A 327-nucleotide genomic window follows, 5' to 3' on the forward strand; every position below is an offset into this window, starting at 1 on the left:
GGAGCCCAGTGTGCCAGATTTCAGAGCACTGACCAATAACGAGAGCACCGCTCTTGCTTTGGAGCACCCATCGGGTGCAGACTGCTCTCAAGCGAGAGCAGTGCTCACAAAACCAGGGAGTACATCATGTCCACGCACGTTCAGAAGCCAGGCTGGTTCACGGTCAACGTCCTCAACCGCACCGTCTCCTGGATGACCCGACGCGGCATCAGCATCTGGGGATCGCGTGTCCTGGCCGTGCGTGGCCGCAAGAGCGGCGAGTGGCGCCGCACGCCCGTCAACCTGCTCACCCTGGACGGCAAGCAGTACCTGGTCGCACCCCGCGGC

General features: G+C 63.0%; 1 pseudogene. It reads left to right on the forward strand.

Annotation, left to right across the window (positions count from 1 at the left end):
* Positions 1–126 precede the first annotated feature (126 nt).
* A pseudogene (locus J0695_RS39835) lies at positions 127–327 on the forward strand (deazaflavin-dependent nitroreductase); the annotation flags it as partial.

The organism is Streptomyces beijiangensis, assembly GCF_017315755.1.
Taxonomy (GTDB): domain Bacteria; phylum Actinomycetota; class Actinomycetes; order Streptomycetales; family Streptomycetaceae; genus Streptomyces; species Streptomyces beijiangensis.